The organism is Inquilinus sp., assembly GCF_057815775.1.
The window spans coordinates 1-5346 of record NZ_JBYRFX010000541.1 but is presented as its reverse complement, the minus strand read 5'-3'; the positions used below and the strand labels follow the sequence as shown (position 1 = coordinate 5346).

Genomic DNA, 5346 nt, shown 5'->3' with positions numbered 1-5346 from the left:
GCGCTTCAGCGCGGCCAGCAGTTCCTCGACGATGATCGGCGCCAGGCCTTCGGTCGGTTCGTCCAGCAGCAGCAGCTTCGGGTTCAGCATCAGGGCACGGGCGATCGCCAGCATCTGCTGTTCGCCGCCCGACAGCTGGTGGCCCAGGTTGCGCCGCCGCTCCTTCAGCCGCGGGAACATCGAATAGGCCCGCTCCGGCGTCCACGGGCCCGGCCGGGCCACCGCGGTCATGTTCTCCTCGACCGTCAGTGACTTGAAGATGTTGCGCTCCTGCGGCACCCAGCCGATGCCGGCCAACGCCCGGTCCTCCGGCCGCGCCCGGGTCAGGTCGCGGCCGGCCAGGGTGACGGTGCCGCCCATCCGCCTGGTGACGCCGATGATGCTGTTCAGCAGCGTGGTCTTGCCGGTGCCGTTGCGGCCCAGCAGCGCCAGCGCCTCGCCTTGCGCCACGGTCAGCGACACGCCTGTCACGACCACGGCCTCGCCATAGCCGGCGACCAGGTCATTGACGACCAGGAGGTCAGTCATCCACCGCCTCCCCGAGATAGACGGCGCGCACCTGGGGGTCGGCGGCGATGGCGTCGGGGGTGCCCTCGGTCAGCAGCGTGCCGTTGACCAGGACCGAGATGCGGTCGGCGAAGCTGAACACCAGGTCCATGTCGTGCTCGATCAGCAGCACCGACACGTCCTTGGGCAGCTCGGCGATGGTGGCCAGCAGTTCGTGCCGCTCCGCCTCCGGCACGCCGGCCGCGGGCTCGTCCAGCAGCAGCACGCGGGGACGGCAGGCGAAGGCGGTGGCGATCTCCAGCAGCCGCTGCTTGCCATAGGCCAGGGTGGCGGTGCGTTCGTGCAGCACATCGGCCAGGCGGAAGCGGTCGGCGATCTCCTGGATCTCGTCCATCACATCGGATTTGCCGCCGGCGACGCGCCACCAGTCGCCGCCGCTGCCCATGCGCTCCGACACCGCCATGCCGATGGTGTCCAAGGGCGTGATGGTGGCGAACAGCTGGTTGATCTGGAAGGTGCGGGCCAGGCCGCGCCGGACCCGCAGATGCGGCTTCAGCCCGGTGATGTCCTCGCCGCCCAGCAGCACCCGGCCGCCGCTCGGGGCCAGCACCCCGGTCAGCAGGTTGACGAAGGTGGTCTTGCCGGCGCCGTTCGGGCCGATCAGCGCGTGCCGGGCGCCGACTGCGATCTTGAGCGACACGTCGTTGGTGGCGACCAGCCCGCCAAAGCGCTTCTGCAGGCCGATGGTTTCCAGCGCCGCGGTCATCGGCCGCCTCCGAAGCGGGACAGCAGTACCGTGACCGGCCAGCGCACGCCCTGCACCAGCCGGTCGCGCCCGACCAGCACCAGCAGCACCAGGAAGGCGCCCAGCCAGAACGACCAGTATTGCGGCGTGATGCCGGCGATCCAGTCCTGCAGGAAGCGGAACAGCACGGCGCCGACCGGCCCGCCATAGAGGTAGCCGGCGCCGCCGATCACCAGCACCAGCAGCACATCGGCCGAGCGGTGGAAGTCGAACACGTCGAGCGAGACGAACTGCGTGGTCTGGGCCAAGAGCGCGCCGGCCACCGCGGCATAGGCGGCCGACAGGGTGTAGATGCCGACCAGCCGCCGCGCCACCGGCACGCCGATCGCCCCGGCGCGCAGCGGGTTGTCGCGGATCGCCCGCAGCGACAGGCCGAAGGGCGAATGTACCAGCCGCCGGGCAAACAGGAACAGCACGAACAGCACCGCCAGGCTGTAGCCATAGGCGGTCTGGCCATAGAGGTCGAACTCGAACAGGCCGAGCACCGGGCCGACCACCATGCCGTTCAGCCCGTCGGCGCCGCCGGTCAGGTCCGCGGCCTGGTTGGCGATCTCCAGCAGCAGCAGCGAGATGCCGAGCGTCACCATCAGCCGGGTGAGGTCGGAGCCGCGCAGCACCAGGAAGTTGGTGACGAAGCCCAGCGCCGCACCCGCCACGGCGGCGGCCAGCAGACCCAGCGCCGGCTCGCCGGCGACATGCACGGCCAGGAGGCCGGCGACATAGGCGCCGGTGCCGAAGAAGGCGGCATGGCCGAGCGAGACGATGCCGGCATAGCCCAGGATCAGGTCGAGCGAGAGCGCGAACAGGGCCAGGATCGCGATCTCGTTCAGGATCAGGTACTGGTCCGGCAGCAGGAACAGCGCGGCCAGCGCCGCCAGCCAGAACAGGATCTCCGGCAGCCGCCAGCGGGCGCGTGACGGGGTGGTCATCGGGTGCCGCCCCGCGCGAACAGCCCCTGCGGCCGCAGGATCAGCACCACGATCATCACGGTGTAGATGACGAAGGAGCCGAAGGCGGGGACGTAGTATTTGCCGGCGACGTCGGCGATGCCCAGCAGCAGGGCGGCCAGGAACGGCCCGGTCAGGCTGGAGGTGCCGCCGACGGTCACCACGATCAGGAAATAGATCATGTATTTCAGCGGGAAGGTCGGGTCGACACCCAGGATCTCCGCCCCCAGCGCGCCGCCGAGGCCGGCGAGGCCGCTGCCGACGGCGAAGGTGGCGGCGAAGATCATGTCGACCCGGATGCCCAGGCCGCGGGCGGCGCGCGGATCATCGACCGCGGCGCGCAGCCGGCTGCCGAAGCGGGTGCGGGCCAGCACGGCCTGCAGCGCCAGCACCAGCACGCCGCAGATCACGATGATCAGGGCGCGGTAGATGCCGATGCCGACACCCAGCACCTCGACCCGCCCGCGCAGGTAGTTGGGCAACTGGATGATCTGCTGCTCCGACCCCATCAGGTAGTCGGCGGCGGCGACGGCCATGAACACCAGCCCGATGGAGAACAGCACCTGGTCCAGCGGGCTGCGCCGGTACAAATGCCGGTACAGTGTCCGCTCCAGCACCAGCCCGGCCAGCGCCGCCGCGGCGAAGGCGGCGGGCAGGCACAGGAAGAACGGCACCTGCCAGCGGCTCATCAGGATGGCGGTGACATAGCCGCCCAGCATGGCGAAGGCGCCATGCGCCAGGTTGATGAAGTTCATCAGCCCCAGCGTCACCGACAGGCCGCAGGCCAGCACGAACAGCAGCATGCCATAGGCGATGCCGTCGAACAGGATGGTCGCCATGGCGGGCTACTTCGCGGCCTTGACCGGATCCTTCACCGCCTCGACCGTCGCGAACTCGACATTGTACAGCGCGCCGTCCTTCTGCTCGACCTTGCGGACATAGACATTCTGGATGATGTCGCGGGTGTCGGGGTCGATCGAGATCGGGCCGCGCACGCTGGTCCAGCTCATGCCCTTCATGGCGTCGAGCAGGCCCTGGCCGTCGGTGGCGCCACCGGTCTTCTTCAGCGCCTCGTAGATCAGGTGCATGCCGTCATAGCCGCCGACCGCCATGAAGTTCGGCCGCAGCCCGGCATTGGCGGCCTGGAACGCGGCGACGAAGGCCTTGTTCTCCGGGCTGTCATGGGCGGCGGAATAGTGGTGGGTGGTGATGGTGCCCAGCGCCACGTCGCCGATCTTGTCCAGTTGCTCGTCATCGGTGACGTCGCCGGTCGCGATCAGGCGGACGCCGGACTTGTCCAGCCCGCGCTCGACGAACTGCTTCATGAAGATGGCGCCGAAGCCGCTGGGCACGAACACGAACACCGCATCCGGCTTGGCGTCGGCGACGCGCTGCAGGAAGGGCGCGAAATCCGGGTTCTTCAGCGGCACCTGCAGTTGTTCCGCCACCGTGCCGCCGGCCTTGGCGAAGCGCTCGGCGAAGGCCTTCTGCGCGTCCAGGCCGGGGCCGTAGTCGCTGACCAGCGTGACCACGGTCTTGATGCCGTTCTGCGCCGCCCAGTCGGCCAGCGGCACCGTCACCTGCGGCAGGGTGAAGCTGGTGCGGACGATGAAGGGTGACGCCTCGGTGGTCGCCGAGGTGCCGGCCGCCATGATCACCTCAGGCACCTTGGCCTGGGTGGCGATCGGCGCCACGGCGGCGGCCAGCGGCGTCAGGCCGAAGCCGGCCAGCACCGCCACCTTGTCCTTCACCACCAGCTCCTGCGCCAGGCGCTTGGTGACGTCGGCGACGCCGGTGTCGTCCTTGACGATCAGCTCGATGGTCTTGCCGGCGACCGTCGTGCCGTTCTGCTGCATGTACAGCCGGGCCGCGGCCTCGATCTCTCGCCCGGTGGAGGCGGAGGCGCCGGTCATCGGCAGGATCAGGCCGATCTTGACCGTGTCCTCGGCCATGGCGGGCAGCGCCGCCAGGCCGGTGGTGGCCAGTGCGGCCGCCAGCACGGCGGCGGTGAAGTGGCGTCGATGCATGAAATCCTCCCCCTCGGTTTCTTGATGCTGGCGGGTTTCTCCCGCCGACTAAGTTTCGGAATCCTCGATCAGGCTGTCGCGCCGGTTGTCCGGCATCAGGATGGCGACGACGAAGGCGATGGCGCACATGCCGGTGACGTACCAGGCGAACCAGCCTTCGATGCCGGCATCCTTCAGCCACAGCGCCACATATTCGGCGCTGCCGCCGAAGGCGGCGTTGGCAATGGCGTAGGACAGGCCGACGCCCAGCGCGCGCACCGCCATCGGGAACATCTCGGCCTTCACCAGCCCGCTGATCGAGGTGTAGAAGCTGACCGCCGCGAGGCCGCACAGGATCAGGCCGAAGGCGGCGAACGGGCTGGTCACCGTGCCGATGGCGCCCAGCAGGGGCACCGTGCTCAGCGTGGTCAGCAGGCCGAACAGCAGCATGTTGGTGCGCCGGCCGATGCGGTCGGACAGGGCGCCGAACAGCGGCTGCACCGCCATGTAGACGAACAGCACGGCGGCCATCACCAGGCTCACCGTCTTCGTCTCCATATGCGCGGTGTTGACCAGGTATTTCTGCATGTAGGTGGTGTAGGTGTAGAAGATCAGCGACCCGCCGGCGGTGAAGCCCAGCACGGTCAGGAAGGCCCGCGGGTGCTGGAACAGGGCGCTGATCGTGCCGGCGTCCTTGGATTTACGGACCTCCGCCGAGCTGGTCTCGATCAGCGAGCGGCGCAGATAGAGGGCGATGACGGCGGCGGCGGCACCGACCACGAAGGGCACCCGCCAGCCCCAGGCCCGGATCTCGTCGCCGGACAGCGAGAATTCCCGGATCACCACGACCAGCGTCGCCAGCAGCTGGCCGCCGATCAGGGTGACGTACTGGAACGACCCGAAGAAGCCGCGATGCCGGCGGGCCGCCACCTCGCTCATATAGGTCGCGCTGGTGCCGTATTCGCCGCCGACCGACAGGCCCTGCACCAGCCGGGCGATCAGCAGCAGGACGCCGGCCGCGGCGCCGATGGTCTCATAGGTCGGCAGCACCGCGATCGCCAGCGACCCCGCGCACATCATC

General features: G+C 69.3%; 6 protein-coding genes. All 6 read right to left on the bottom strand.

Annotated elements, in window-relative coordinates:
* On the bottom strand, window positions 1-528 hold a 528-nt coding region (locus tag AC3XYG_RS18965), incomplete at its 3' end, for an ABC transporter ATP-binding protein (protein WP_489141419.1).
* On the bottom strand, window positions 521-1273 hold the full coding sequence (locus tag AC3XYG_RS18960) for an ABC transporter ATP-binding protein (protein WP_489141418.1): 753 nt from the start codon (window positions 1271-1273) through the stop codon (window positions 521-523). The genes AC3XYG_RS18960 and AC3XYG_RS18965, both read right to left, overlap by 8 nt.
* Complete coding sequence (locus tag AC3XYG_RS18955; protein ID WP_489141417.1) at window positions 1270-2241, bottom strand: branched-chain amino acid ABC transporter permease; 972 nt, start codon at window positions 2239-2241, stop codon at window positions 1270-1272. The genes AC3XYG_RS18960 and AC3XYG_RS18955 overlap by 4 nt, the downstream gene beginning before the upstream one ends.
* The gene (locus tag AC3XYG_RS18950) at window positions 2238-3098 is read right to left on the bottom strand and encodes a branched-chain amino acid ABC transporter permease (RefSeq protein WP_489141416.1); all 861 of its coding nucleotides are present in this window, start codon (window positions 3096-3098) and stop codon (window positions 2238-2240) included. The genes AC3XYG_RS18955 and AC3XYG_RS18950 overlap by 4 nt, the downstream gene beginning before the upstream one ends.
* A gap of 6 nt (window positions 3099-3104) precedes the next feature.
* Window positions 3105-4286, bottom strand: a complete 1182-nt coding sequence (locus AC3XYG_RS18945; protein ID WP_489141415.1) for an ABC transporter substrate-binding protein — start codon at window positions 4284-4286, stop codon at window positions 3105-3107.
* Between the two features lie 48 nt (window positions 4287-4334).
* The coding region (locus tag AC3XYG_RS18940; protein ID WP_489141414.1) for an MFS transporter at window positions 4335-5346 on the bottom strand (1012 nt) is incomplete at its 5' end.

What these genes read in the sequence shown, in the direction of transcription:
- AC3XYG_RS18960 (WP_489141418.1), bottom strand. Translation starts at nt 1,273, where the DNA reads ATGACCGCGGCGCTGGAAACCATCGGCCTGCAGAAGCGCTTTGGCGGG.
- AC3XYG_RS18955 (WP_489141417.1), bottom strand. Translation starts at nt 2,241, where the DNA reads ATGACCACCCCGTCACGCGCCCGCTGGCGGCTGCCGGAGATCCTGTTC.
- AC3XYG_RS18950 (WP_489141416.1), bottom strand. Translation starts at nt 3,098, where the DNA reads ATGGCGACCATCCTGTTCGACGGCATCGCCTATGGCATGCTGCTGTTC.
- AC3XYG_RS18945 (WP_489141415.1), bottom strand. Translation starts at nt 4,286, where the DNA reads ATGCATCGACGCCACTTCACCGCCGCCGTGCTGGCGGCCGCACTGGCC.